Origin of the sequence: Klebsiella sp. 4_1_44FAA, from assembly GCF_000238715.1 — a bacterium.
Classification (GTDB): Bacteria; Pseudomonadota; Gammaproteobacteria; order Enterobacterales; family Enterobacteriaceae; genus Klebsiella; species Klebsiella pneumoniae.
Genome location: NZ_JH414862.1, coordinates 1 through 657 on the forward strand (window position 1 = coordinate 1; position 657 = coordinate 657).

At 40.2% G+C, this 657-nt stretch carries 1 protein-coding gene; it reads right to left on the reverse strand.

The annotated features are described in order from the left end of the window. The coding region (locus tag HMPREF1024_RS00030) for a terminase large subunit (RefSeq protein WP_222609794.1) at positions 1-645 on the reverse strand (645 nt) is incomplete at its 3' end. Positions 646-657: the final 12 nt, after the last annotated feature.

Genomic DNA, 657 nt, shown 5'->3' on the forward strand with positions numbered 1-657 from the left:
TGTCGTAAAGACGTTTATATTCTTATAGTCTTCATATTGATGGATCTCATTAAAGATACAGATTCCAGAACGAAGACCGTCTTTTCCTTTCGGACTGTTTGTTCTTCCCTTCATAATAGACTTTGTTTTCAAGCATAAAACCTGTTCTTTCGTCCATCGGAAGAATTTCTTTAATTTCTTTATCACAGACGGTCGTTCAAATGCGTTTATCACGTCATGGACTGGACGCATTGCCTGGTCCTCATTATTGGCGCAGATATCTACATCGTACTCTCTGATTCCATTATGCGGGGACATTAAACACACTGATTCGAGCGCAATTGTACCATCTTTTCCCGCTCCTCTCCCCAACATACAGAATAAATCCGGCCATCTTGGAAGCCCGGATTCTCTCCAATATGTGCAATCGTGAAGTCCGATCACAAACTTCTGCCAGGGAAATATTTCTACAAACGGGAAGTATTTTGACATCCCGATATATTTCTCCAACTGATCACAATCTATATAAATATCTTCATGCTCAAAACACCATTTTACATGCGCGACAAGCAGCTCCTGCTCTTCGCATACTGCATAGATTTTTTTCTCAACTATGTCGATCCATTCCTGAATATATGGATGTATGTTACAGCTCATCTTCATCATCTCCCGAATCAT